This window comes from Rossellomorea sp. KS-H15a (assembly GCF_024195245.1).
Lineage (GTDB): Bacteria > Bacillota > Bacilli > Bacillales > Bacillaceae_B > Rossellomorea > Rossellomorea vietnamensis.
In genome coordinates, this window is the sequence record NZ_CP096886.1 from 1,277,233 (window position 1) to 1,301,263 (window position 24,031).

At 48.3% G+C, this 24,031-nt stretch carries 24 protein-coding genes; 15 read left to right on the top strand and 9 right to left on the bottom strand.

The window, feature by feature from the left end; translation table 11 throughout:
- The first annotated feature begins 138 nt into the window (after positions 1-138).
- Together M1J35_RS06495 and M1J35_RS06500 are read left to right on the top strand one after the other, a co-directional pair.
- Positions 139-819 (top strand): Dph6-related ATP pyrophosphatase, encoded by a 681-nt coding sequence (locus M1J35_RS06495; RefSeq protein ID WP_254653092.1) that lies wholly within the window; start codon positions 139-141, stop codon positions 817-819.
- Positions 820-980: 161 nt separating this feature from the next.
- On the top strand, positions 981-1,838 hold the full coding sequence (locus M1J35_RS06500) for a protein phosphatase 2C domain-containing protein (protein ID WP_254653093.1): 858 nt from the start codon (positions 981-983) through the stop codon (positions 1,836-1,838).
- A 96-nt stretch (positions 1,839-1,934) separates the two neighbouring features.
- Here the strand turns inward: M1J35_RS06500 and ahpF are convergent, their stop codons facing one another.
- Together ahpF and ahpC are read right to left on the bottom strand one after the other, a co-directional pair.
- Complete coding sequence (gene ahpF, locus M1J35_RS06505; protein WP_254653094.1) at positions 1,935-3,461, bottom strand: alkyl hydroperoxide reductase subunit F; 1,527 nt, start codon at positions 3,459-3,461, stop codon at positions 1,935-1,937.
- Between the two features lie 12 nt (positions 3,462-3,473).
- Positions 3,474-4,037: an alkyl hydroperoxide reductase subunit C gene (gene ahpC, locus M1J35_RS06510; protein ID WP_034761584.1), complete on the bottom strand. Its 564-nt coding sequence runs from the start codon at positions 4,035-4,037 to the stop codon at positions 3,474-3,476.
- A gap of 136 nt (positions 4,038-4,173) precedes the next feature.
- Here ahpC and M1J35_RS06515 point away from each other — a divergent pair, with 136 nt between their 5' ends.
- From M1J35_RS06515 to M1J35_RS06530, 4 genes are all read left to right on the top strand, one after another.
- Positions 4,174-4,632 (top strand): geobacillin-26 family protein, encoded by a 459-nt coding sequence (locus tag M1J35_RS06515; RefSeq protein ID WP_254653095.1) that lies wholly within the window; start codon positions 4,174-4,176, stop codon positions 4,630-4,632.
- Between the two features lie 192 nt (positions 4,633-4,824).
- A complete protein-coding gene (locus M1J35_RS06520) occupies positions 4,825-6,090 on the top strand; it encodes an MFS transporter (protein WP_254653096.1) in 1,266 nt (421 codons plus the stop codon).
- Positions 6,044-6,664, top strand: a complete 621-nt coding sequence (locus tag M1J35_RS06525; protein ID WP_224521254.1) for a TetR/AcrR family transcriptional regulator — start codon at positions 6,044-6,046, stop codon at positions 6,662-6,664. Before M1J35_RS06520 ends, M1J35_RS06525 begins: the two co-directional genes overlap by 47 nt.
- Before the next feature lie 233 nt (positions 6,665-6,897).
- A complete protein-coding gene (locus tag M1J35_RS06530; RefSeq protein ID WP_254653097.1) occupies positions 6,898-7,449 on the top strand; it encodes a DUF3231 family protein in 552 nt (183 codons plus the stop codon).
- A gap of 147 nt (positions 7,450-7,596) precedes the next feature.
- On the opposite strand, the gene M1J35_RS06535 is transcribed toward M1J35_RS06530, so the two are convergent.
- The 3 genes from M1J35_RS06535 to M1J35_RS06545 are packed head-to-tail and all read right to left on the bottom strand — an operon-like array spanning position 7,597 to position 11,369.
- On the bottom strand, positions 7,597-8,694 hold the full coding sequence (locus M1J35_RS06535; RefSeq protein WP_254653098.1) for a GerAB/ArcD/ProY family transporter: 1,098 nt from the start codon (positions 8,692-8,694) through the stop codon (positions 7,597-7,599).
- Between the two features lie 21 nt (positions 8,695-8,715).
- Positions 8,716-9,885 (bottom strand): Ger(x)C family spore germination protein, encoded by a 1,170-nt coding sequence (locus M1J35_RS06540; RefSeq protein ID WP_254653099.1) that lies wholly within the window; start codon positions 9,883-9,885, stop codon positions 8,716-8,718.
- Positions 9,882-11,369 carry a spore germination protein gene (locus tag M1J35_RS06545; protein WP_254653100.1) on the bottom strand — a complete coding sequence of 496 codons (1,488 nt, stop codon included), beginning with the start codon at positions 11,367-11,369 and terminating at the stop codon, positions 9,882-9,884. Before M1J35_RS06545 ends, M1J35_RS06540 begins: the two co-directional genes overlap by 4 nt.
- A 248-nt stretch (positions 11,370-11,617) precedes the next feature.
- Here M1J35_RS06545 and M1J35_RS06550 point away from each other — a divergent pair, with 248 nt between their 5' ends.
- From M1J35_RS06550 to M1J35_RS06560, 3 genes are read left to right on the top strand one after another with little or no spacing between them, the layout of a single operon-like run.
- On the top strand, positions 11,618-12,043 hold the full coding sequence (locus M1J35_RS06550; RefSeq protein ID WP_034761600.1) for a DMT family transporter: 426 nt from the start codon (positions 11,618-11,620) through the stop codon (positions 12,041-12,043).
- A 12-nt stretch (positions 12,044-12,055) separates the two neighbouring features.
- Entirely contained in the window at positions 12,056-12,754 is a 699-nt protein-coding gene (locus M1J35_RS06555; RefSeq protein WP_254653101.1) for a Crp/Fnr family transcriptional regulator, read from the top strand.
- A gap of 12 nt (positions 12,755-12,766) precedes the next feature.
- Positions 12,767-13,243, top strand: a complete 477-nt coding sequence (locus M1J35_RS06560; protein WP_254653102.1) for a DMT family transporter — start codon at positions 12,767-12,769, stop codon at positions 13,241-13,243.
- A 161-nt stretch (positions 13,244-13,404) separates the two neighbouring features.
- Here the strand turns inward: M1J35_RS06560 and M1J35_RS06565 are convergent, their stop codons facing one another.
- From M1J35_RS06565 to M1J35_RS06580, 4 genes are all read right to left on the bottom strand, one after another.
- Complete coding sequence (locus tag M1J35_RS06565) at positions 13,405-14,181, bottom strand: phosphatidylserine decarboxylase (RefSeq protein ID WP_254653103.1); 777 nt, start codon at positions 14,179-14,181, stop codon at positions 13,405-13,407.
- Positions 14,178-14,720 (bottom strand): helix-turn-helix domain-containing protein, encoded by a 543-nt coding sequence (locus tag M1J35_RS06570; RefSeq protein ID WP_254653104.1) that lies wholly within the window; start codon positions 14,718-14,720, stop codon positions 14,178-14,180. Before M1J35_RS06570 ends, M1J35_RS06565 begins: the two co-directional genes overlap by 4 nt.
- 137 nt (positions 14,721-14,857) lie before the next feature.
- Positions 14,858-17,074, bottom strand: a complete 2,217-nt coding sequence (gene katG / locus M1J35_RS06575) for a catalase/peroxidase HPI (RefSeq protein WP_254653105.1) — start codon at positions 17,072-17,074, stop codon at positions 14,858-14,860.
- Between the two features lie 150 nt (positions 17,075-17,224).
- Positions 17,225-17,422, bottom strand: coding sequence for a YczF family membrane protein (locus tag M1J35_RS06580; protein ID WP_254653106.1), 198 nt, complete (start codon positions 17,420-17,422; stop codon positions 17,225-17,227).
- Positions 17,423-17,580: 158 nt separating this feature from the next.
- On the opposite strand from M1J35_RS06580, the gene M1J35_RS06585 reads away from it, so the two are divergent.
- The 6 genes from M1J35_RS06585 to M1J35_RS06610 all read left to right on the top strand — a co-directional run bounded on the left by M1J35_RS06585 (position 17,581) and on the right by M1J35_RS06610 (position 23,986).
- The gene (locus M1J35_RS06585; RefSeq protein WP_224521240.1) at positions 17,581-19,200 is read left to right on the top strand and encodes a spore germination protein; all 1,620 of its coding nucleotides are present in this window, start codon (positions 17,581-17,583) and stop codon (positions 19,198-19,200) included.
- On the top strand, positions 19,190-20,413 hold the full coding sequence (locus M1J35_RS06590) for a Ger(x)C family spore germination protein (protein ID WP_254653107.1): 1,224 nt from the start codon (positions 19,190-19,192) through the stop codon (positions 20,411-20,413). The genes M1J35_RS06585 and M1J35_RS06590 overlap by 11 nt, the downstream gene beginning before the upstream one ends.
- Before the next feature lie 21 nt (positions 20,414-20,434).
- A complete protein-coding gene (locus tag M1J35_RS06595) occupies positions 20,435-21,538 on the top strand; it encodes a GerAB/ArcD/ProY family transporter (protein WP_254653108.1) in 1,104 nt (367 codons plus the stop codon).
- A gap of 178 nt (positions 21,539-21,716) precedes the next feature.
- Entirely contained in the window at positions 21,717-22,607 is an 891-nt protein-coding gene (locus tag M1J35_RS06600; RefSeq protein ID WP_254653109.1) for an EamA family transporter, read from the top strand.
- A 239-nt stretch (positions 22,608-22,846) separates the two neighbouring features.
- Positions 22,847-23,554: a DNA alkylation repair protein gene (locus M1J35_RS06605; protein WP_254653110.1), complete on the top strand. Its 708-nt coding sequence runs from the start codon at positions 22,847-22,849 to the stop codon at positions 23,552-23,554.
- A gap of 24 nt (positions 23,555-23,578) precedes the next feature.
- A complete protein-coding gene (locus M1J35_RS06610; protein ID WP_254653111.1) occupies positions 23,579-23,986 on the top strand; it encodes a RidA family protein in 408 nt (135 codons plus the stop codon).
- Positions 23,987-24,031: the final 45 nt, after the last annotated feature.

The following is a 24,031-nucleotide window of genomic DNA, read 5'->3' on the forward strand; positions in this document are numbered from 1 at the left end:
GAGATTTATATTAATAATAAAATCATCAACTAAAAGGGGCTTCACAGCCTCTTTTTTTCATGCCAAGAAATTTGAGTTCCCCGTCCAGGTTTGGAATAATGAATAGTGAAAAAACTCATTGGAAAACAGGGGGCCAACATGAAAACAGTCATAGCATACAGCGGTGGAAAGGATTCCACTCTGGCATTATATAACATACAGCAAAATCCTGAATACGAAGTGGACTCGCTCCTCGTGACGCTGACGGAAGGGTTTGACCGGGTGTCCATCCATGGGGTCCGGTATGAGATGTTGAAGAGGCAGTCGAAGTCTCTTGGAATTCCGCTGAGAGAGGTGTGGATCCCTCAGGACTGTCCGAATGAAGTGTATCAGGATCGGATGGGGAAAGTCGTTTCCGGGATGCTGGACGACGAGGTTACGCATATGGTCTTCGGGGATATTCATCTTGCGGATGTCCGGGCATATAGGGAGAAGATGCTTGAAGGGACAGGCATTACGCCGATTTTTCCGTTGTGGGGTCGGGACGTAGAGGAACTTGGCCGTGAATTTATCGAGCGCGGATTCAAAACGGTGCTCACCTGTATCGATATGGAACAGTTGGATCGGTCGTTTGCCGGAAGAGTATACGACGCGGATTTTCTAAGAGACTATCCTGAGAACTGTGATGTGTGCGGAGAAAATGGAGAGTTCCATACATTTGTGTTTGACGGTACGAACTTTGAGTTTCCGATCCGGTACGAGCTCGGGGAGGAGAGAGTGACGCCGGACATGGTGACGGGCCGGGACCGCTTTTTGTTTCGGGATGTGGTCCCGAAGTGATTCGGATATAGGAATCGCTGATATATTCCTAGAATCGCTGATATATTCGGAATTTCGCTGATAAAATCAATTTTTCGCTGATATATTGAAAATTTCGCTGATAAGTGACTCCTGGGAGCCCTTTTCACATAAAAGTATATTTCTAGTAAGGAAGTGTTCACATGAAACTGCACCACATCACCATCAAGGGGGACGGATCTTTAAACGAAGATGCGTTGATCTTCAATGAGGGACAGTCCCTATTCGGTGTCGCGGACGGGGTATCGTCCCTGGTCCCTTTCACCTCAAAAGAACATCTGACAGGAGGCTACATCGCCTCCCAGACGGTGAAGGATGCGCTTGAATCCATAGAGTCGGGGGATCAGTCACTCTATGAAGCACTGACCAGAACCAATGAACGTTTACATATGAAAATGACAGAATATCAAATTGACGGGAATCGGAAGGAACAGCTGTGGGGTACGGCCCTTGCAACAGTCCGCGTTGGGGATAGCGGGATTGAGTTCATCCAGACCGGGGATTGCATGATCCTCGCCGTCTATGAAAGTGGGGAGGTCCGTCCCTTGACGAGGCTGCAGGTAGAGCATCTGGAAGAGACGGCGATTGAAATGTGGAGGGAATGCATCAGGAGAGGATTCAGAAAGAAGGATGAAATTATGCCCCATGTGAAGGAGCAACTGATTGCGAACCGGCAGCTGAGCAATGCGGAAGGGGGATATGGTGTCCTGAATGGGGAACCGGAAGCGGTCAAGTATTTTGAATACGGGAAAATCAACAAGGTCGGGCTGAGCCACCTGATCCTCTTGACCGATGGATTGTTCCTCCCGGCGGAATCAATCCCAGAGGGGGAACCGTATTGGGAATTCACAGCGTGCAGCATCCTCGAAAAAGGAATCGAGAAATATGCTGCCGACCTGATCGACCTAGAAGAATCAGACCCCGAATGCATCACCTATCCAAGATTCAAAAAAAGCGACGACAAAGCCGGCATCATTATGGACTTCGGGGGAGTGTCCTAGGAGAGGGACGGACCTCCAAACCCGTCCAAAAGAATCACCCCCTCAAGACAAAAAGAGGTCCGTCCCTCAAAAAGGAACGAACCTCTCAATCTCTCTTTAGTTCCGGATCATATAGTCAAACGCGCCAAGTGCGGCGGTTGCTCCTGATCCCATGGAGATGATGATCTGGTTGTATGCACTGTCTGTACAGTCTCCTGCAGCGAATACGCCAGGGACGTTGGTGGCACCGTGTTTGTCTACGATGATTTCACCGAATTTCGTACGGTCTACAAGGTCGCCAAGCCAGTCTGTGTTTGGCACAAGACCGATTTGGACGAATACACCTTGCAGTTCGATGTGCTTCTCATCAAGAGTTTCACGGTCCTTGTAAGTAATACCGTTCACCTTATCTGTACCCGTGATCTCCTGCGTTTGAGCGTTTGTGATCACCGTTACGTTCGGCAGGCTGTAAAGACGTTTTTGCAGCACGTCGTCGGCTTTCAGTTCAGAGTTGAACTCAAGGACCGTTACATGCTTGACGATTCCTGCAAGGTCGATGGCTGCTTCGATACCGGAGTTTCCTCCGCCGATGACAGCGACATCTTTCCCTTCAAAGAGTGGTCCGTCACAGTGAGGGCAGTATGCCACTCCTTTGTTCTTGAACTTCTCTTCACCTGGGACATTGATGTTGCGCCAGCGAGCACCGGTCGAGATGATCAGACTCTTACTCTTCAGGACTGCTCCGTTTTCAAGCTCTAGCTCCACAAGGTCTTTCTTCTCAAGGCGTTTTGCGCGCTGAAGGTTCATGACATCGATGCCATAGTCCTTCACGTGCTCTTCAAGGCTCGCCACAAGTTTCGGACCTTCCGTCTGCTTCACGCTGATGAAGTTCTCGATGCTCATCGTGTCAAGGACCTGACCGCCGAAGCGTTCAGCGACGATTCCCGTACGGATTCCTTTACGTGCCGCATAAATCGCCGCACTGGATCCCGCAGGTCCGCCACCTACGACAAGGACGTCATATGGATCTTTGTCAGACAGCTCATCCGCACCGGGACCTTCCACGATTTTTGAAAGAATTTCTTCTAACGTTGTACGTCCGCCGTTGAAGAATTCAGCATTTAAGTATACTGCTGGAACAGCCATAACGTTCTTGCGTTCCACTTCTTCCTTAAATGCAGCTCCATCGATCATCGTGTGCGTGATGTTCGGGTTCAGGACACTCATGATGTTCAGTGCCTGTACGACATCAGGACAGTTGTGGCAGCTAAGACTTACATACGTCTCAAAGTGGTGTTCGCTCTTGACGCTCTTGATCTGGTCAATGACGCTTTGATCCACTTTTGGCGCTCTGCCGCTTACTTGAAGAAGGGCAAGGACCAATGACGTAAATTCATGTCCAAGAGGGATCCCGGCAAAAGTAATACCGGTCTCCTCACCAGGACGATTCACGCTGAAGCTTGGTGTTCTTGTCAGTTCTGCTTTTTCCACTGAGATGCGGGATGACATGGAAGAGAGCTCCTCTACAAGAGCAAGCATCTCCTTCGACGTGTCATCTTCCCCTGCACTGACTTTCAGGACAATGTCGCCTTCCATCATCTGCAGGTACTGTTCTAATTGTGCTTTAATATCTGCTTCGAGCATGCGTAGCACTCCTTATAATTTACCAACTAAGTCAAGGCTTGGCTTAAGTGTTTCAGAACCTTCCTGCCATTTAGCCGGGCAAACTTCTCCTGGGTTGTTGCGCACATATTGTGCAGCTTTGATTTTGCTTACTAGAATATCTGCGTCACGGCCGATTCCGCCAGCGTTGATTTCAACTGCTTGGATCACGCCATCCGGATCGATGATGAATGTTCCGCGGTCAGCAAGACCATCTTCTTCATTAAGTACATCGAAGCCGCGAGTGATGCGTTGTGACGGGTCACCGATCATTGCGTATTTGATTTTACCGATTTTTTCAGAGCTGTCGTGCCAGCCTTTATGTGTAAAATGAGTGTCCGTAGAAACTGAGTACACTTCTACGCCAAGCTCTTTAAGAGTTTCATAGTTATTCTGAAGGTCTTCAAGCTCTGTCGGGCATACAAATGTGAAGTCCGCAGGGTAGAAGCAGAAAATGCTCCATTGACCTTTCAGGCTTTCGTCTGTAACAGTGATAAACTCACCATCTTTGAATGCTTCTGCTTTAAATGGTACGACTTGTGAACCGATTAATGACATAGTGTAAATTCCTCCTAGTAGTGGTTGTGATTGAGAATCATTAACAGATTGTAATAATTCTAATTCGATATTCATTATTATATAAATGCGTTTTTTTGTCAAGGGAAAAGATTCTGTTTTAGAAGAGGGGGATTTTATGTTCAAAAAAGCAATGATATTACTATTCTTGCTCTTACTTTTTCCACTACAGATCAATGCCGAAACATCCGAGGTGATACAAGAAGGAAGTGTGGGCGGTTTCCATTATCAAATGAGCATGGAAGGTCGTACGCTAACTTGGGAAATCGGGCATGAGAAACGTAAGAAGACGTTCCAGGAAAATAGTGAAAACGAAGAGTCACTGGAGAGTTTTCGTAAAGCGGTAAATGAAGCGTCAGGTCACCGATTCACCATGATCATATCGGCTGTATATGTTGTCATTGTCTGCATCACGACAATGATTGTTTATAAAAAAACAAAACATGTTCCTAGGTTAGCTTCGATCCTCATTGCCTGTATGGGTGGTCTTGGGCTATTTTTTGCACTGATGAATTATATGGATATGCGGGCTGCTCTTCAGGATGCAGGGTATTATTATGCAGTGTTGTTGGAGTAAGGTCGAATATGTAGGAAGGGAAAAAACATATGAACAAGAAGAGGTAGAAAGAAGCTCATGGGAACCAAGAGCTTCTTATTTGCGTATTTTTGAAAAAAAATTAAAAAGTCAGTTGCAAAATGACACTCGTGTCGATATACTAAAATTAATAAAACGACACTAATGTCATTTTTAATAAAGGGGCGATGGGGAATGAGATCTTCTTTGCAGAAAAATAAGGGGTTCATCACGTTGATGACGGCGCAGGCGATTTCGGGACTTGGGGATTGGTTGAGTATTGTGGCGATCATTACGCTGGTTGGGTTAAAATGGGAAGCAACACCGATGCAGATGTCGTTGATCATCTTGAGCCTGGCGCTGCCGATGGCTTTATTCGGACCGATCACGGGAACGATTGCGGACCGGATGGAGAGAAAGACGCTGATGGTGTTTTCCGATGTGGTGAGGGGTGTGCTGATTCTGCTCCTGACGCTTGCTACGAATGTGTGGATGGTGTACGGCTGTTTGTTCCTGACGGGGATTTTCTCCACCGTGTTCATTCCGGCGAAGAATGGGAAGTTGAAGGAGCTTGTGGCAGATGAGAACATCAAGGGGGCCATGTCGCTTTCGTCCACCATCGACTCAGGCACGAAGGTCATCGGGCCGCTCGTAAGCGGGATTCTCGTGTCCCTGATCGGAACGTACAACGTCTTCTATCTGGACTCCGCCACCTTTTTCCTGTCAGCGATCTTCATCTTCCTTTTGCCGAAAGCGGTGAAAGAAGTGAAAGTGGAAGATGAGAAGAGGGACGGACCTTCCTTCAAGGAGGAAATCAAAGTCGGATTCTCTTTCATTAAGAAAAGCCGTTTCTTATTATATGGATTGTTTTTACTTGGGGTCAGCTTGCTGATTCTCCAACTATCAGATTCTCAGTTCATCGTCCTGCTTCGACAGTTGACGGATGTTTCACCGAATCTCCTGGGGTATCTGGTGGCAAGTGCGGGTGTCGGAATGCTGATCACTGGGATTTTTCTATCGAAAAAGACCGATTATAACGCATTCGTCTATATGTGTATCGGGGTATTCGGCATCGGGTTGGGGTTTGGTCTGATGGGGGTCCTGACGCATTATGACCTCAGCCTGTCAATGCTGTGGGTTCCCGCGTTGGGCTTGATGGCAGGGGCATCTGCCGGCCTCGTCTTCATCCCGTTCCAGGCAGCGACCCAGGAGAAGACACCGGTTCATATGACGGGCAGGGTATTCGGAGTCGTCAACAGCACGACGACGACGGCCACGATCATCGGACCGCTCGCAGGGGGAGCACTTGCCACCGTGATCGGGATCATCCCGTCTTTCATCATCACCGGTTCATTATTGATCGTATTATTCTTCGTATCCATTGCAGTAAAGCATAAAGTAGAGGAGGAGACGGATGTCACCGAAAGTCAGTCAGGAGCACAAGGAGCAACGCCGCTCTAACTTATTGAAAGCCGCACGGGAAGTCTTCTGCGAGCACGGCTATGAAAACACGACCATGAAGCATGTCATGGAGCGGGCCGGTGTAAGCAGAGGAGGATTGTATCAATACTTTGAAAATAAAGAGGATCTCTTTGAAGCCTTGATTGCCGGAGAGCAGTTGGAGGTCATCGAAGGAAGCATCCAGGCCATGCTGAAACAACAGGGATCGTACTGGGATGTCCTGCTCATGAGCTTCCTCGGGGAAAGCAAGGAGGCAACCAATGACATGGACGCTCTGGCCCCTTCAAAGCTAGAGTATTTTATCACGGGACGCAATGTTGAAAGCAGGAGGGAACACGCGAGGAAACGTTTCCTTCAGGCCTACCAAATGACCGTCAACATCATCGAAGAAGGCGTCAAGGCAGGGGAATTCTCTCCCCGATTTGATCCTGTAGTGATTGCCAAGAGCATCATCTCCCATATCGATGGGATGGCGGTGGATCATGCCATCCTTGATTCCGAGACGATTCAGTTGAAGGAGCAGACGGAATGGTTGATGGAATACTTGAAGTGGGGATTGGGTGTTGGAGAGTAGAGGAAGATCGCTGATAAAATTGGGATTTCGCTGATATATTAAAAATTCCGCTGTTAAAATCAGGATTTCGCTGATATATCCGATATTCCGCTGATAAATGCATCAATCCCAATACAAAAGGCAATAGGAAAGGCACTCTGGACCAATCGGGTCCTCGGTACCTTTCCCTTTTTCTGCATGCCAGATGCAAAATAAGGAATAATAGTAACGACAAGTAATCAGGAGGTAGAAGAATGGCCCACGTATTTGAAGCGATCTCAGCCATTATGAAGAACTTCACAGATGAAGCACCAAAGCCTCCGCTCCATGTCGGAGAGGTGATGGATCTTTGGACCGCGTTCACGGCCTTTCACGAAGCCCATGCCCTCTACCAGGTGGGATTGAACACCACGACGGATAAGGATTTGAAACATGTGCTAGAGAGCGCACTGGAAGGAAGCAAGCTGGATACGAAAAAAATTGAGAAACTCCTACTAAAGGAAGGGGTCCCATTGCCCCTGGTCAACCCGCGAAAGCCGTTATCCGAACAAAGCGCCGTGCCGGAAGGGGTCAGGCTGACCGATGACGAGATTGCGAATCTCATCTCAGCCAAAGTGGCAGCATCCATCACCTATTGCGCCCAGGCCATGTCAAAGACCGTCCGGACCGATGTCGGGCTGATGTTCTTTTCCATTCAAATCAACTTGATGAAATTCGCTGCTCCGTTGAAGAACTTGATGATCTCAAGGGGATGGCTTAGAGTCCCGCCGTTTTACAATCCTCCTGGGGCTCCGGAGAGAAAGTAGGCTTGTTCCGGTGATGTGTGTGCAATCAATGAAAAGGGAGATCTCGGGATTTCGCCAATAAAATGAAAAAAATTAGGGGACAGGTACCTTGGTTCAATTAAGACCACGGTACCTGTCCCCTTGGCTGTCAGGGATAAGCCTCTTTTTTTATGATGCTCTCTTTCTCGTTTTCCAAAACACCACCATCCCCAATAAGAAGGGAATGACGAGTTGAAGGGGGATATGGAGATAGTAGGGGACGAGCTTCAATCCCACGTATAAATGCTCGGCTATGTCTCCGCTTCGATGGAGGGAGAGGAGGTACACGACCGCCATTAAGATGAAAACGTGCCCATTCTTTTGCTTCATTTTGAACAGCTGGCTGAGAACGACCCGTGCAGCGTATATGAATACGGATACTTTGATGAACCCTCCTCCGATAAGAAGAAGGTAGGTGAAGATTTCCATATGCTCAATGATTCCTAAATACGAGACCAATTCCATCGCTTTCACAAAGGGAAAGTAATAGGTATTAGCGAAGGGGGCATGAAGGATCCCGATGACCAGTTCCATGGTGATCATGATGATTACGCCGGCAATGACTATGGGCATCCAAACAACCTTTTGTACCTTCTCTTTATTGGCAATGTACGGTAGGAAGACAAGAAATACAACAAGTTCCCCATATGGGAAAGTCAGACCAGTAGGAAAGATCATGTGCCCGAGCGGTTTCCATCCGTGTGAGAAGAGAGGCATGAGGTATCTTACCTGGAATTCTTCTGAAAGGAAACCGAGCAGCCATAATATGACCAGGATCAGTAGAAAAAAGAAGGTCATGATGACAGCGCTTCTGGCAATCGCTTCGATCCCGAGCATCGTACTATAGCCGACAACGAGTAAGAACGGGACGGCGGCAATCCAGTTCGGGGCATCCGGATAAAGGATCTGGGTCGTGAAAAAGGCAAAATCATTCATGACCCTGGCGGCAATGTATAGAAAGTAAAAACTGAAGATGACAGCCAGGATCCTGGCCAAAAGGGAACCGAACCCCATCTCCAAAAGGGGGACGAATTCCTTCCACGAGCTCTTCTTCAATAGAAGAAGATAGAAGTAGAATAAAAGGATCCCAAATCCTACTTCCATGGCAATCGCCAGGATACTGTCTTCCATGGCGGTAAAGTTCAAACCGACTACAATTGTGCTCCCTGTAAGAAAAAGAAGCATCATGGAACATAACTCAAGTGCGGACATGGATACCTTATTCATGACTTCTGCCCCCTTTCTGGATTATTGTTTGACGTGACCGAATCGAATGAACTCCACATGGACACTTGTGTTCACATTCACCGTCGATAGAAAATCTTTCTCGTTCTTTTTCTTTTTCCAAAGCTTTGGCTCTTGCCGGTATAGGGCATCCTTCAATCCAAGCACGTCTGTCCCATCTTCCTGAGACTTTTTGATGACGGCATCCATATTGGATTTGATCTTTTTTTCCAATTGAGATTGCAGTGTTTTTTGTGAAGCAAGCTTGGTAAGGTCTTTCCCACACCCGATTTGTTCAAGGTTTCCTTTGATCTTTACCTTCAGGCGGAAGGAAACCGGTTGAGTGTCTGCTTTCAGGGAGGAGGAGGTGGAGATGGCCTCAATTGTAAATTCATCGTGTGAATCTGCACATGGTGCCGAGATGTTTACAACCTGATCAACTCCCTTCATAAGGGCCAATGTATTGCTTTCCTCGTTGGTTAAAAAGGAATTCAGCTTCTCTCCTTTAAATGTTGCAAACCCTTCGAGGGAAAGATGGGAGGCGGGGGAGAAACCCTCAATATTCCCCTTGGACATCCCTTTATCGATATCACCGTGAATCTCCACATACGGGATGATAATGTCCGACGTTTTGTCTGTTAAGTAGCTTCGGATTCGCTCGGCTGAAGTGTTCACAAGATTTCCCCAGACCTGTTTTGAATTTCTCAGCATCGTATTCGTATATAAGGCAGTTAATTTCTCCTGGGGGGTAAACAACTTCAAAAATGATTCAGGATTTTCCCCTTTGATGACGATGGTGTTGATGCTCGCCGGAACACGGGGATTGCGGACAAGGAAATCCAGCGTTTCGTTCAATCCCTCCTCTTTCACCAGCCTTTCGCTCAAGGTGACCACTTGTAAGGTATCGAGAATCGGATCTTTAAGCGTTTCTTTTCTAATTTTTTCAATGGCTTCCGGTATGGTTCTGCCCATTTGGGTATAGGTGAACCCGCCTGTCGGATCTACGGCATTCTTCTGATTGGCAGAAGGATTGAAGATCTGCAGGGTCACCGCATATTGACCGTCCAATTGATCAATCCCGAGGCCGGATACCAGTTCGACCTCATTTAATTGTTTCGTTTTTATATAACTGACGATAATGGATCCCAGCAGGACGAACAAAATGGTGATGAGACGTAACTTGGATAGATTCACGAATCATTCTCCTTTTTCGACTGATCTTCCATCTGTTCCTCCTTATGAAATACAGGAACGGTTTGGTTGATTTCAGGTATCGGTTTCCGGATGAAGACATCCTTCTTCATGTCCCTGCGCGAATAGGGTGAGACCGGGGCAAGATACGGGACCGAGAACGATCTCAGGTAGCAGAGATGAACCAAAAGCATTAACGTGAATAAGGCGATCCCGTATAATCCAAGCAATGCTCCGATCAAGATCAAGCTGATCTTAATGATCCTGACGGAATAGTTCAAGGAGGCAATCGGGATGATGCTTGAAAAGATGAACGAAATACTGATGATCACCAGGGTGACGGGCTGTACGAGTTGTGCTTCCACGGATGCCTGGCCGAAAACGATGGCACCAAAGAGAGAGATGGTAATGACCAGATTCTGTGGGAGACGGCTTGATCCCTCATAGATGGCATCGGTCAAGGTCAATACAAGAAGTGTTTCAAAAACGGTTGGAAACGGTACGGATTGCTGTTGGGCCGTGAATCCCACCAATAAATTCACCGGCAAGAGACCTTTGTGGAAGGTCGTGAAGGCCACATACAAGCCGGGTATGTAAAGAGATAACCAGAAGAAAATAAACCTTAATGGCCGCACGTATTTCGTGGCTTCGCTGTTTAAGTAATAATCATCGGGCGACTGGAAGAACTGAATGAGGACAGCAGGTGCAATCAGAACGAACGGTGTCCCGTCCACCACGATGCACACCCTCCCTTCCAAAATCTCTGCTGCCGCCACATCCGGTCTATCAGAGTTCAAGATTAACGGGAAAAGGGATTTAGACTCTTTCGTCAAATACTCGGTGATATAATTCGAACCGATGACCGAATCATAGGGCATTTCGTTCAGTTTCTCTTTGATACTCGATAAAATCTCTGTATCAACCAGATTCTCCAGGTAAACAAGGGTGACAGACGTATTGGTGATCTTCCCGTAGGTTTCGGTATGAGCCTGGAGCATCGGGTTCTTAATGTATTTCCTGATGAGGGCCACATTCCCGCTACGGCTCTCCGTAAAGCCAATGTCCGGACCCTGGACCGTACGCTGTCCCTTCGGATTGGAGAGGGATCGCTCCTCCCACTTGGCTGTGTCGGCTGAAAGAACATCTGACTCGCCATCAAAGAGGATGATAGTGGAGCCATTCACGAGCTTATCGATGACCTTATCCATGTCTTCGAAGACCTCGATATCAGAGATTTGAAGAACCTCTTGGATGATAAAAGGGAAGAAAGGCTCATCTTCCTCTGTCATCGGTTTTTGCAGCAAAGGTTCGATGATATGTTCCTGAATGGCCATCGTATCCACAATGTTTTCTATGTAAAGGAGGCAGGCAAAAAAATGGCCGCCGGGTAACTTCAAATAACGTGTTTTGACATCAGAGCTTCCCCCGAAGGATGCAAGGATCCCTGAGACTCTTTCTGCTAAATGGCCTGATTGTTTCTGGTTCATTGCGCTCACCCTTTTGGTAGTGTCAATAGGATAGTATGCGCTGGAGGGGCGGATATCATTCTTGTGGTAGGGGGATTTTGGGGTTGTTTTGGCTGATAAAATCCGTTTACGCTGATAAATGATCCAGACGCCAGGAATCACACATGAAAACGCATACCCGATTCCCCATCCGGACAACCTTAGGACATATGTCCTTTCACAAAAACACAACCTCCTATTTAATAGAACAAAGAATAGGAGGACGAACGATGAAAGGTGCTATTTTTGCCCTGTTTGGGGGTCTTTGCATTACGATGCAGGGAATTTTCAATGCACGGATGAGTGACGCAATCGGAGGGTGGCATACGACGTCGATGGTTCACCTCGTGGCGTTTGCGATTTCGATGACGATATATATGAAAACAAGGGATGGAAAAGGGAAGAGTTTTAGACAGGTGCCGTTCCTGTACTTGATCGGAGGTACGTTCGGCGTGATCGTGGTGTTCTCGGAACTGACGGCAATCCACACGATCGGGCCGGCAGCGGCGATTGCGATCCTGCTTGTGGCACAGATCGGGACGGCCTTTCTCATCGAGTCTAAAGGATGGTTCGGGGAAAAGAAGATCCCGGTTACAACGCGGCAGGTGGTCGGACTTACGATGATGCTTGCAGGAGTCATCCTGTTTCAATTGTAGAAAAGGAGTCGGATGATGAAAGAAATTCAAGGGGCAAATCCAGACCAATATATTACTCAATTTGAGCTGGACGATTTATTTCCGGCCGGATTCAGAAAACATATTAATATCTATTCCTTTGAAAAAGGAGATGTCCTTTTTTCCACAGGTGAAGAATTAGATGCACTGTATTTCCTCATGGAAGGGAAAATCAAAATCTTCACCCATACACCGGAAGGAAAGCTGTTGATCAACCGGTTCAAGCGGCCCCTGGCCCTGATCGGGGATGTGGAGTATTCGAAGGGAACGGCGGTGCTCAATTCGGTGGAAGCCGTGACGGACGGGGTGTTTTTATCGGTACCGTTCACGGATCTCTCAAGACTTGAGAAGGAGAATCCCGCCATCATGCGATTTCTGTTTGATACGGTGGCCCACAAGTTCTACACGGAATCCCATATCACGAGCATGCATATGCTGTACCCCGTCGAAGTGCGCCTCGCAAGCTACTTGCTGTCGATTTCGGAAGCAGGGGAAGGGACCATGTTCCATCAGGAAATGCATACCTCGAACCTTATGGAGCTCGCCGAATGGATCGGCACGAGCTATCGCCACCTGAACCGGGTGCTGAAGAAGATGGCGACGGATGACCTCATCGAACGGGTCAACGGCTCCATCACCATCAAGGACCTGAAAAAACTCAGCACCCTTGCAAAAGGAAACATCTATGAATAAGGAGGGTCTTATATGTTTGGAATCGGATTAGCTATCATCGCAGGTATATTAATCAGCCTGCAAAACGTATTCAACGCACGTGTCAGTGAAAAGACGGGACCATGGGCCACAACGAGCCTGGTGTTGGGACTCGGCCTCGTCTGTTCTCTGCCGGTTTTCTATAGTATGGAAGATAAGAGTCTGTTTGATTTTAGCGGCGTCAACCCTGTATTTCTTTTCAGCGGGGTGTTCGGTGTCGGCATCGTGTTCTTCCTCATGAGGGGGGTCACACTCATCGGCCCCGCGTATGCGATCTCGATCGCCCTTATTTCGCAGATCACGATCGCGTTCATCGTCAACACGGGAGGCTGGTTCGGGTTTGAACCGTCCTCATTGTCCTGGGAAAAGATGCTCGGGATCGCGTTGTTGATCGGTGGAGTGCTTGTGTATAAGCTGGAGAAGCGAATAGAAGGGCAAGCGGAAGATGTTCGGGAGAGTATCGGGGCTTGATGCCCGGTCACATAGGAAAACGCCTGTCCCTCGGTGGGGAGCAGGCGTTTTTTAATGGGGGTTGTAGTAGAAGCAGGTAGTGAAAATAAGCGGAAAATTTCCGGTTATCTATCAGGTCTGGTCTGAACATGAACTCCCCACGCATAAGTGAGGCACCCTTTTTAAGAATGCCACTTCCCGATTTCCTCACCCATCTTCACCGGTCCTTTTTCCCGGGTAAAGCTGAACTTTCCTTTCGGCACACAAAGAACGACCGTCGAGCCGAATGAGAAGTATCCATAGGGATCTCCCCGATGGACAACGTCAGCCGTATTCGTCCTCACAATCGAGTTCACGTTCAACGCCCCGACCATGACGTGGGCAAGAGGCGATCCATCCACATCAAAGCGGGAAACAAGGCGGTAATTACGTGTGAGGGGACGGACACCGTGCGTCAGTCCGAGTTCATTCACGGGATCGGCGTGTCTTCCGAGTGTGTAGACTTCCTCCACGGTGGCATCGATCGGTACGTGAACCCGGTGATAATCGGTCGGGCTCAGGTAAAAGATGAGAACCTTCCCGCCGGCATATGCTTCTGCCTTGGCCGGAGACCCCAGGAGTTCTTCCACCGTATAATCTTGACCCTTTACCATGAACGTGCTCTCAGGTGTCAAATCATCGACAACGGATAAATAGCCGTCGCACGGGCTGACGAATGCACCCTCAGAACCTGAGACCGGTCGCGCATCGGGCTTCAGCTCCCTTGTGAAGATGTCATGAAGGGTGCCGTACTCCCGAAGTTCCCGCGTGGCTTCCTCCATGTTCAACTTATAGACTTTGGCAAAAGAAGCGATGAACGGTTTACTCACCTTGGATTCGGCGAATGAGCGTAATCCTTTAGCAATGATGGGATGGCCGTTCAGTTCGAATACTTTTCGGTAAAATTTGGTTCTGATCATGTGTGGTCACGTCCTTTGGGTTCTGGGATAAGCATTTGGATAAGGGAAATCTTTTCGTTTTCATCCGTCGGTCTATTCGATTTGAATTTACTCAGAAGCTCATTCATGCCTTCAGTCAATTCCTTGAGCTCGTCGGGTGTCACGTAAAGGTCCAGCTGGTTATATCCGAAGGAATCCCGGGAAAGATCCGGATCGTTCAGAAGATAACTCCTGGCCTGTCCGGTCACGGAGGATAGGAAGGTCATGAACAATTTCAGATGTTCTTCGCCTGACAGCTGCTTCAATTCTTCCACGGTCCTATAGGGGCTGTCCTCCTGCATGGCATAGGTTTTCTCGATCGCACCCCGGATTTTCCGTTCATCGACGATATGAATGATCTTATTCTTTGTCAGTCGATTCAAATGCCGGTAAAGGGTGGCCTGGGGGACATCTGCCATCCATTCTTTCAGTTCATGTACCGTCGCGGTCCCCTTTGAAAGGTGCTGTATGATGCGCATCCGGACCGGGTGAAGGAATAGGTCGGTATCTATTTGGGTCATTCGATTACATCCTTTTGTGATTGTTATCGATATTGATAATAATGGAGGGAGGGGGATTTGTCAATGGAATTGTGGGAGGGATGAAAGGGTACTGTGCAAAAAAAGCCCCTTCCATCAAGGAAGAGGCCCACTACACATTATCTTAAATCAAACCGGTCTGCATCCATCACTTTCACCCAAGCGGCAACAAAGTCACGGACGAATTTTTCTTGATTATCATTCTGCGCATACACTTCTGCCAGGGCACGGAGCACGGAGTTCGAACCGAATACCAGGTCAAAGCGCGTAGCCGTTCTCACGACTTCACCGGTCTTGCGGTCATGGCCTTCATACTGATTGAAGCCGGCCGGTTTCCATTCGATGCCCATGTCCAGGAGGTTGACGAAGAAGTCGTTCGTCAATGCACCGACGCGGTCCGTGAAGACTCCGTGTTTTGAATCGCCATGGTTGGCGCCTAATGCACGCATGCCGCCGATCAGGACGGTCATTTCAGGGGCGGTCAGTCCAAGAAGCTGTGATTTATCCACAAGCATTTCTTCCGGGCTGACGGCGTATTCCTGCTTCTGATAGTTGCGGAATCCGTCCGATACAGGCTCCAATACTCCGAAGTTTTCGGCGTCGGTCTGTTCCGCCGTTGCGTCGCCGCGTCCAGGTGAGAATGGGACGGTCACATCGAAGCCAGCTTCACGTGCGGCCTTTTCGACGCCTGCGTTTCCACCGAGCACAATTAAATCGGCAAGGCTGACTTTTTTATCAAGCTTGCTTTGAAGATCTTGGTAGACACCAAGGACCTTTTCGAGCTGAGCCGGCTCGTTCACTTCCCAGTCCTTCTGAGGAGCGAGACGGATGCGTGCACCGTTCGCGCCTCCGCGCATGTCGGAACCGCGGTAGGTGCTGGCGGATGCCCAGGCGGTTTTCACGAGCTCGCTTACGGTTAAGCCGGTGTCAAGGATCTGTTCTTTCAGAGAAGCAACTTCACTGTCGGAAAGGTCGTAGTCCACGGCCGGTACCGGATCCTGCCAGATCAACTCTTCGTCCGGAACCTCTGGACCCCAGTAGCGTGCTTTCGGTCCCATGTCGCGGTGAAGAAGCTTGAACCAGGCACGGGAGAAGGCATCGGCAAATTCTTCCGGGTTTTCATAGAAATGACGGGAGATCTTTTCGTAATCAGGATCCATGCGGAGCGCCATATCCGCCGTCGTCATCATCGTTTTCACTTTGAGGGATGGATCTTCGGCATCCGGTGCCATATGTTCTTCGGTCATGCCGACCGGTGTCCATTGGGAAGCGCCGGCTGCACTCTTCGTTTTCTCCCACTCGTAGCCGAAGAGAAGGTCGAAGTAGCCGTTATCCCATTTCGTCGGATTCGTCGTCCAGGCACCGTCGACACCGCTTGAAATCGTGTCGCGGCCTTTTCCACTGCCGTATGAGCTGATCCAGCCGAGTCCTTGGTTCTCGATGTCTGCGGCTTCCGGATCGTCGCCTACAAGCTCGGCGTCACCGGCTCCATGGGCCTTCCCGAATGTGTGACCGCCTGCGACGAGGGCAACAGTTTCATAATCGTTCATCCCCATGCGTCCGAATGTATCGCGGATATCCCGGGCACTTCCCAGTGGGTCCGGTTCTCCGTTAGGGCCTTCCGGGTTCACGTAGATGAGACCCATTTGGACGGCAGCGAGAGGATTCTCAAGTTCACGATCGCCTGAGTAACGGTTGTCGGCGAGCCACTCTTTCTCATTTCCCCAATACACGTCTTCTTCAGGATGCCAGATGTCTTCGCGACCGGCACCGAATCCGAAAGTCTTCAAGCCCATGGATTCAAGGGCGACGTTCCCTGTCAGGACGAGGAGGTCCGCCCATGAAATCATGTTGCCGTATTTTTGCTTGATCGGCCAAAGAAGGCGACGGGCTTTATCGAGGTTGACGTTATCCGGCCAGCTGTTGAGTGGAGCAAAGCGCTGTGAACCTGATGAACCGCCTCCGCGACCGTCCGTTTCGCGGTATGTACCTGCTGCATGCCAAGACATACGGATGAAGAAGGGACCGTAGTGACCGTAGTCGGCGGGCCACCAATCCTGGCTGTCTGTCATGAGATTGTGGAGATCCTGCTTCAATGCATCATAGTCAAGCTTTGCGAATTCTTCTTTATAATTGAAGTCTTCCCCCATAGGATTGGACTTCCGGTCATGCTGGCGAAGAATGCTGAGGTTCAGCATGTTCGGCCACCATTCTTTGTTCGTCGTTCCTCCAGGAGCTGTCGTCGTCGTGATGGCACTATCCTTGTGATGAGTGAACGGACACTCTCCGGATGCGGCGGAGTGATCCTTTTGATCAGGGCGATTTTCTTTTTCCATTACGATTCACCTTCCTGTTTTAAAATATGGGGCAAAGCAAACTACCACACAAATAGTGTGATAATTATAATAATTCTTAATTATTATTATAGAAGATTAGAATCTGTATGGAAAGCCTGAAGCTTGGAGAATGTTAACAATCAGAAATTCTCAATTACTCGCCTTTCCTTTTTTGTAATATTGGATTCCCATGTTCACTAACAAAAGGAATAGAAGAAAGTAAAGCACGAATAATTCCGCCACTTCCATCACCCGAAAGGGACTTACGGCATTGTGCCATGCTTCCCTCATCGTGTATCCCTGAAAAAGGTCTAGACCAAGGGAAAAAGTGATCATAGATCCCAGCATCAAAAAAGTTATACCAAAGATTTTCACTCTGAATCACACTCCTCGACTTGGGTTCCTCCCTGACAGCCAGGTTCATACTGCCACACCTTGTTAAAAATTACATAAATCCCCCTCTTATGGATAAAGTAATAAAAAATAAGAGAAGGGTGCTGCAATCTATGCCTTCTTTCTTTAAGGATCGTAAATCAAAAAAGAGGCGAAAGAATGATACTGATAGTAATTCTTCGAAATCATCTGGAGACCATATACTCGTTTCTTTACAAGACAATCTGGACGTAATTCGAAAGAAAACAGGAAACAGTCCGGACGTAATCATCCGCCGACTGAAAATGGGGAAGGATTCGGAAATTGAAACGGCTGTTGTCTATATAGAAGGAATTGTCAATAACCAGTCGATTCAGGAGTTCCTGCTTCAGTCCATGATGAAGGATGAACATAAAGAAGAACTGAATGAGAACGATGCGTTGGAACTGATTACGGAAGATATGATGACCGTGGGGAACGTGTCTTCCATTGATACTTGGGAAAGCCTGTTTGCATCGCTCATGGCAGGTGACACCATTGTTCTGGTGGATGGCATAGGGAAGGCTATGAGTGCCTGCACGAAAGGGGGCGAAACCCGCTCCATTTCAGAATCGACGACTCAAGTCGTGGTTCGCGGTCCAAAGGGAGGCTTTATTGAATCGATTGATACAAACACCGCCATGGTCCGCCGAATCATTAAGACGCCTGATTTGTGGATGGAATCCTTTAAGGTGGGACGGGTAACAAAAACAGATGTGACGCTTATGTACATACACGGCATCGCTAATGATCAAGTGGTGGAAGAAGTCCGCAGGCGTATCAACAAGATCGATATCGACAGCATTCTGGAATCAGGCTATATCGAACAGCTGATTGAAGATCAGACGATGACCCCATTTCCAACGATCTTCAACACGGAACGACCGGATGTGGTGGCAGGGAATCTGTTTGAAGGACGGATTGCCATTTTTGTAGATGGAACGCCGTTTGTCCTGGTTGCTCCTGCGTTGTTCATCCAGTTCTTTCAGTCGGCAGAAGATTACTACGCACGCTTTGACATTGCGACGTCGATCCGCCTGCTGAGGATCTTGATGTTTACGATTTCCCTGATTGCGCCTGCGACCTTTGTTGCGGTCACCACCTTTCATCAGGAAATGGTGCCGACGATGCTCATCGTCGCCATTGCAGCCCAAAGGGAATCGGTTCCATTTCCGGCGTTCGTGGAAGCCCTCCTCATGGAAATCACATTTGAAATCCTGAGGGAAGCAGGGATCCGCCTACCGAAAGCCATTGGGTCCGCCGTTTCGATTGTCGGCGCCCTCGTCATTGGGCAGGCAGCGGTTCAAGCAAGCATCGTATCGCCGGCAATGGTCATTGTCGTATCGATGACCGCCATTGCAAGCTTTGCGACCCCTTCTTTTGATATGGCGATTTCTGCCCGCCTGATTCGGTTTCTCTTCATGATCGGGGCAGCGACCTTCGGATTCTATGGAATCATCTTAATCTTCCTGCTCATGGTCGTTCATTTATGCGGTCTGCGTTCCTTTGGTGTACCTTATATGGCGCCATTTGCCCCGTTCATTCCGGTGAACAATAAAGATACGTTTGTACGGTTACCATGGTGGAGCTTAAGGCAGAGGCCGCGGCTGATCAGCGCCAACACGATCCGGGAAGGGGCTGGGCAGGGTCCCAAGACGCCTTCCCGTGGGATGGTAAACCGAGGCGTAGAGGAAGGTGACAGTAATGGTTCGTAAAATGACGCTGTGCTTCCTGATCTTAATCATTCCCTTTTTCCTGAATGGCTGTTGGAGCAAGAAGGAGTTAACCGATCTTGCCATCGTGGCCGCCATGGGGGTGGATAAAACCCAGGAGGGCAAATATGCCATGACCCTGCAGATCATCAATCCAGGTAACGTAGCGGGAGGCATGCGCGGAGGCGGAGTCGGATCCCAAAGCCCGCCTGTTACCATTTATAAGTCAACCGGGGATAACCTGGTTGAAGCAAGCAGGCGCGCTTCCAGTAAAATTTCACGCAGACTGTATTATGCCCATGCCAATCTGGTCGTTGTCGGGGAAGAGCTTGCAAGGGAAGAAGGCGTTGCGACCATCATTGATGCCATCGACCGGGACCATGAATTCCGGATTACGACCACCATGGTCATTGCGAATCACTCCACAGCGGAAGATCTCTTGCGGGCATTGACCCCCGTGGATAAAATCCCGGCCAACAAAGTGTTGAAGACATTGGAATTTTCAGAGCAGAAATGGGGGCAGACGTTGAAGACGTCGATCCAGGATGTGATGAAAGGCTTGCAATCATCCGATGGGGCAACCGTCGTATCGGGATTTCGGTTGATAGGGGACCCGAAGCATGCGAGCCGGCTGGATAACATTCAGGAAAGTGAGCCTGAATCGAGGTTGGAAGCGAGTGGGATCGCCCTTTTGAAAAAAGGGAAATTAGTGGATTGGTCGTATGGAAAAAAGGCAAGGGGAACCGTCTGGATCCTGGATAAAGTAAAGGCTACAGACATTAACATTGATTGGAAGGGAAAGAATGATGCTGTCGCCTATCAAGCCGACCGGCAAAAAACAAGCGTTTTAGGGAAAATGAAGGACGGTAAACCACATATCACTATCCATACAAGTGTGGAAGGGACAATCGGCGGAATTGATGTACCGGCTGACATTACAGATGAAAAAGTCATTTCCGAAATGGAGAAAAAGGTGCGGAAAGAAATTAAGGGAGAAATAGAGAAAGCGATTCAACAGGCCCAAACCAATCATGCCGATATCTTTGGGTTTGACGGAGTGATCCGGCGTTCAAGACCCGATAATTGGGAAAAACTCAAAGCGATGTGGAACGAGGTCTACTTCCCGGAACTACAGGTGGACATTACGGTGGAAGCTTATATCCGCCGTGCGGGTCTCAGGAATAAATCGTTTCTTTCAAGCCTGGAAGAAGGATAAGAAGAAGGAGGGACGGGTTACATGGAGAAAGCAAAAATCAGTGCCATCCAGCTCTTTGTCTTGATGGTCCTGTTTGAACTCGGCAGTGCATTACTCGTCCCTCTTGCCATAGATGCCAAGCAGGACGCATGGCTTTCCATTTTGATCGGGATGCTGGTAAGCTTCGTGCTTTTACTCGTGTACCATAAGCTTTATACATATTATCCCGATCTGCTGCCGACAGAGTACATGCAGAAGATTCTCGGGAAAGGGGCAGGGACGGTTCTTGCGTTCCTGTACCTGTTCTTCTTTATGTATGATGCTTCGAGGGTTTTGCGCGACTTTGGCGAGATGCTCCTAACGTTTGCGTATCCGGAAACGCCATTATTCATCGCCAATGCCCTGTTGATGCTGGTCATAATCTACACGGTCCGAAAGGGAATCGAAGTCATTGCCCGGTCAGGGGAACTGCTCTTTATGCTCATGTTCCTCCTTTCGGTCGTCGGTTTCATCCTGATTGTCGTGTCCGGACTGATCGACTTTAGGAACTTGCAACCGGTCCTTGAAAAAGGACTTGCACCGGTCCTCAAAGTGGTGTTTACTCAAACCTTGTACTTCCCTTTCACAGAAGTCATCGTCCTCACGATGGTGCTGCCGTATTTGAATAATCCGAAGAAGGCGAAACTGACCATGTTCTGTGCAACAGGGTTAAGCGGAATCAATCTGATTCTCACGATGCTGATCAATATTAGTGTCCTCGGTGTGGATCTCACAGCCCGTTCACAATTCCCGCTTCTGAGTACGGTCCAGTCAATCCAGGTCGCTGATTTTCTGGAGCGCCTCGATGTCTTTTTCATGCTAGGTCTGGTGATCGGGATCTTCTTTAAGATCAGCATCTTATTTTATGCGGCGGTTATCGGGACATCAAGCTTGTTTAAAGTACAATCCCCATCCCGCCTCGCCTACCCATTGGGGCTGATCGTCCTGTTTATGTCGATGGCAATCGCGAGGAATTTTCAGGAACATATTCATGAAGGATTGAAAGTGGTCATGTATGTGCTGCACCTTCCGCTTCTTGTTGTGATTCCGATTGTGCTGCTGATGATTGCATTTGTGAAAAATAGAAAAAACCATAAGAGCAATTGAGATGTCATATCCAGATTACATCTTGACCTGGAAATGTGTGTTTCTTATACTGAAAGATAGTTCATACTAAAACCTTAACGGAAGTGGATTTTTGTAGAGTAAACGCTCTATTTTCGCCACACAATCGATTGAATGATCGATTGTGTGGCTTTTTTATTTGAAAGAAGGAGGCTAAAGAATGAAAGCGTGGCATTATGCGTTACTCGTCTTTTTGGGTGGATGCTGTTATGGGATATTATCGACTTTTGTGAAATTGGCTTATTCAGCCGGTTTTTCACTTGCAGAGGTGACGGGTGGACAGTTTTTATTTGGCACTATACTTATATGGCTTCTGGTTCTGTTCTCAAGGAAGAAACGTATTTCTCTCATTCAAGCTTCTAAACTGACAGTGTCTGGAGTTCCTCTTGGATTGACAGGAGTATTGTATTATCAAGCGTTAGAAACACTGAACGCTTCTCTTGCCATTATTTTCTTATTTCAATTTGTTTGGATAGGTACGTTAATGGAGTGGTTCCTATATAAGAAGAGACCAACTAAAGGAAAAATAGTCTCGATCATCATTCTCCTGATCGGCTCCCTGTTAGCGTCAGGTGCCCTCTTAAAAGGGAATGTGTCATTCTCGGTGGAAGGAGCAGTCTGGGGAGGGCTGGCCGCTATTTCCTTCGCGACGTTTCTATCCCTCAGCAGCTCTGTTGGGAAAGATATTCCACCCGTCTTAAAAAGTGCCATCCTCTCGACGGGTGGCTTACTGGTCGTATGTATTCTATTTCCACCTGTGTTCCTATTGGATATTCCTACTTTAACGGGTGTGATGCGGTATGGTGTCATACTTGGCTTGTTTGGTGTTGCTTTACCACCCCTCCTATTCTCGATCGGTATGCCCAAAGTGGGACCAGGGCTTGGCACGATCTTAACGGCATCCGAACTTCCGGTGGCTGTACTGATGTCCTTTATAGTGCTTCATGAAGAGGTCCGTGCACTGCAATGGATCGGCGTCGGAATCATACTTTGTGGGATTGTCATCGGGAATAGTAAGGTGAAACATAGAGTTCAGGCTTCTGGTGATTAACATATAAAGGTCCGTCCCTCGGTTGTGAGGGACGGACCTTTATATATAGTCTTTGGCACATATGGATGGAGAGGGTTTCATTCTTTTCGTTGAACTTCATTACCTCTCTTTTTTTATGCTGAAAAGGAAAAGGTCCTTTAAGGTAGAATAGGTATAGTAGATGCACTAAATAGAAGAGACATTAGGAGTAATTGTCATTCAAGAAAAAAATGTAGGAATGAGATAAGGAAGTGAGATAGATGGATCTGGAAACCGTCATGAGTGAGCTCCAAGCCCTCGGCAAGGAACGAAGTAAGAAAATGTACATATCAAATGGTGCGCATGAACCGGTGTTCGGTGTCGCAACCGGTGCCATGAAGCCGATTGCAAAGAAAATCAAGAAGGATCAGGCCCTGGCGGAGGAATTATATGCGACAGGGAATTATGATGCCATGTATTTTGCCGGAATCATTGCCGATCCGAATGAGATGACCGAGGCGGACTTTGACCGCTGGATCGAGGGAGCCTACTTCTACATGCTTTCGGATTATGTTGTGGCGGTGACGCTCTCTGAATCGGATATCGCGCAGCAAGTGGCCGATAAGTGGATAGAGAGCGGAGAAGAATTGAAGATGTCTGCGGGCTGGAGCTGTTACTGCTGGCTCCTTGGGAACCGGAAGGACGAAGAATTTTCCAAAGAGAAGCTTAGGGAAATGCTCCGGAAAGTGAAAGACACGATCCACGATGCACCCGAACGGACGAAATCGTCGATGAATAACTTTGTCGGGACTGTGGGGGTATCGTATGTTCCCCTTCATGAAGAGGCCCTCGAGACCGCAAAGGAAATCGGTCCAGTCGAGATGGTACGGGAAGGGAAGAAGAACAGTGTCCTGAAGTCAGCCGATGATATTCAGAAGCAGGTGGAGAAGGGACGGATCGGGTTTAAGCGGAAGTATGTGAGGTGTTGATGCCTCATGGGAGGAGGGGACACTATGACCAATAAAATATCCTTTATCCGCTCAGCACAATTAGCCCATGTTGATTATGCCTACGCTTCAAGAGTACCTTCAGACATGGACCTTCTTTTTTTAGCAGGGGCCTGTCCTCTGAATAAAGAAGGGGAAGTCCCTCATGCACAGGATTATGAACTCCAAGCCAAGCTCTGTGTGGAGAATATGAAGGAAGTACTGAAAGAGAGTGGCGCCTCCCTGAAGGACGTCGTCTACACCAGGGTCCTTGTAGCTTCTCATCATCAGGCCGATTTAGTGACGGCGTGGGAGGCGATAAGAAAAGAGTTTGGGGATCATGACGTTCCGAGTACATTATCAGGAGTGACAGTCCTCGGATACACTCATCAGTTGGTGGAAATTGAGGCGGTTGCGGCAATCAGGACCGTATAAAACCAGAGGGACAGGTCCCCCGGCTCATTTTGAGGCTCGGGACCT

Coding starts and splice junctions, on each gene's coding strand:
- M1J35_RS06495 (WP_254653092.1), top strand. CDS start 139: ATGAAAACAGTCATAGCATACAGCGGTGGAAAGGATTCCACTCTGGCA.
- M1J35_RS06500 (WP_254653093.1), top strand. CDS start 981: ATGAAACTGCACCACATCACCATCAAGGGGGACGGATCTTTAAACGAA.
- ahpF (WP_254653094.1), bottom strand. CDS start 3,461: ATGCTCGAAGCAGATATTAAAGCACAATTAGAACAGTACCTGCAGATG.
- ahpC (WP_034761584.1), bottom strand. CDS start 4,037: ATGTCATTAATCGGTTCACAAGTCGTACCATTTAAAGCAGAAGCATTC.
- M1J35_RS06515 (WP_254653095.1), top strand. CDS start 4,174: ATGTTCAAAAAAGCAATGATATTACTATTCTTGCTCTTACTTTTTCCA.
- M1J35_RS06520 (WP_254653096.1), top strand. CDS start 4,825: ATGAGATCTTCTTTGCAGAAAAATAAGGGGTTCATCACGTTGATGACG.
- M1J35_RS06525 (WP_224521254.1), top strand. CDS start 6,044: ATGTCACCGAAAGTCAGTCAGGAGCACAAGGAGCAACGCCGCTCTAAC.
- M1J35_RS06530 (WP_254653097.1), top strand. CDS start 6,898: ATGGCCCACGTATTTGAAGCGATCTCAGCCATTATGAAGAACTTCACA.
- M1J35_RS06535 (WP_254653098.1), bottom strand. CDS start 8,694: ATGAATAAGGTATCCATGTCCGCACTTGAGTTATGTTCCATGATGCTT.
- M1J35_RS06545 (WP_254653100.1), bottom strand. CDS start 11,369: ATGAACCAGAAACAATCAGGCCATTTAGCAGAAAGAGTCTCAGGGATC.
- M1J35_RS06550 (WP_034761600.1), top strand. CDS start 11,618: ATGAAAGGTGCTATTTTTGCCCTGTTTGGGGGTCTTTGCATTACGATG.
- M1J35_RS06555 (WP_254653101.1), top strand. CDS start 12,056: ATGATGAAAGAAATTCAAGGGGCAAATCCAGACCAATATATTACTCAA.
- M1J35_RS06560 (WP_254653102.1), top strand. CDS start 12,767: ATGTTTGGAATCGGATTAGCTATCATCGCAGGTATATTAATCAGCCTG.
- M1J35_RS06565 (WP_254653103.1), bottom strand. CDS start 14,181: ATGATCAGAACCAAATTTTACCGAAAAGTATTCGAACTGAACGGCCAT.
- M1J35_RS06570 (WP_254653104.1), bottom strand. CDS start 14,720: ATGACCCAAATAGATACCGACCTATTCCTTCACCCGGTCCGGATGCGC.
- katG (WP_254653105.1), bottom strand. CDS start 17,074: ATGGAAAAAGAAAATCGCCCTGATCAAAAGGATCACTCCGCCGCATCC.
- M1J35_RS06580 (WP_254653106.1), bottom strand. CDS start 17,422: ATGCTGGGATCTATGATCACTTTTTCCCTTGGTCTAGACCTTTTTCAG.
- M1J35_RS06585 (WP_224521240.1), top strand. CDS start 17,581: ATGCCTTCTTTCTTTAAGGATCGTAAATCAAAAAAGAGGCGAAAGAAT.
- M1J35_RS06590 (WP_254653107.1), top strand. CDS start 19,190: ATGGTTCGTAAAATGACGCTGTGCTTCCTGATCTTAATCATTCCCTTT.
- M1J35_RS06595 (WP_254653108.1), top strand. CDS start 20,435: ATGGAGAAAGCAAAAATCAGTGCCATCCAGCTCTTTGTCTTGATGGTC.
- M1J35_RS06600 (WP_254653109.1), top strand. CDS start 21,717: ATGAAAGCGTGGCATTATGCGTTACTCGTCTTTTTGGGTGGATGCTGT.
- M1J35_RS06605 (WP_254653110.1), top strand. CDS start 22,847: ATGGATCTGGAAACCGTCATGAGTGAGCTCCAAGCCCTCGGCAAGGAA.
- M1J35_RS06610 (WP_254653111.1), top strand. CDS start 23,579: ATGACCAATAAAATATCCTTTATCCGCTCAGCACAATTAGCCCATGTT.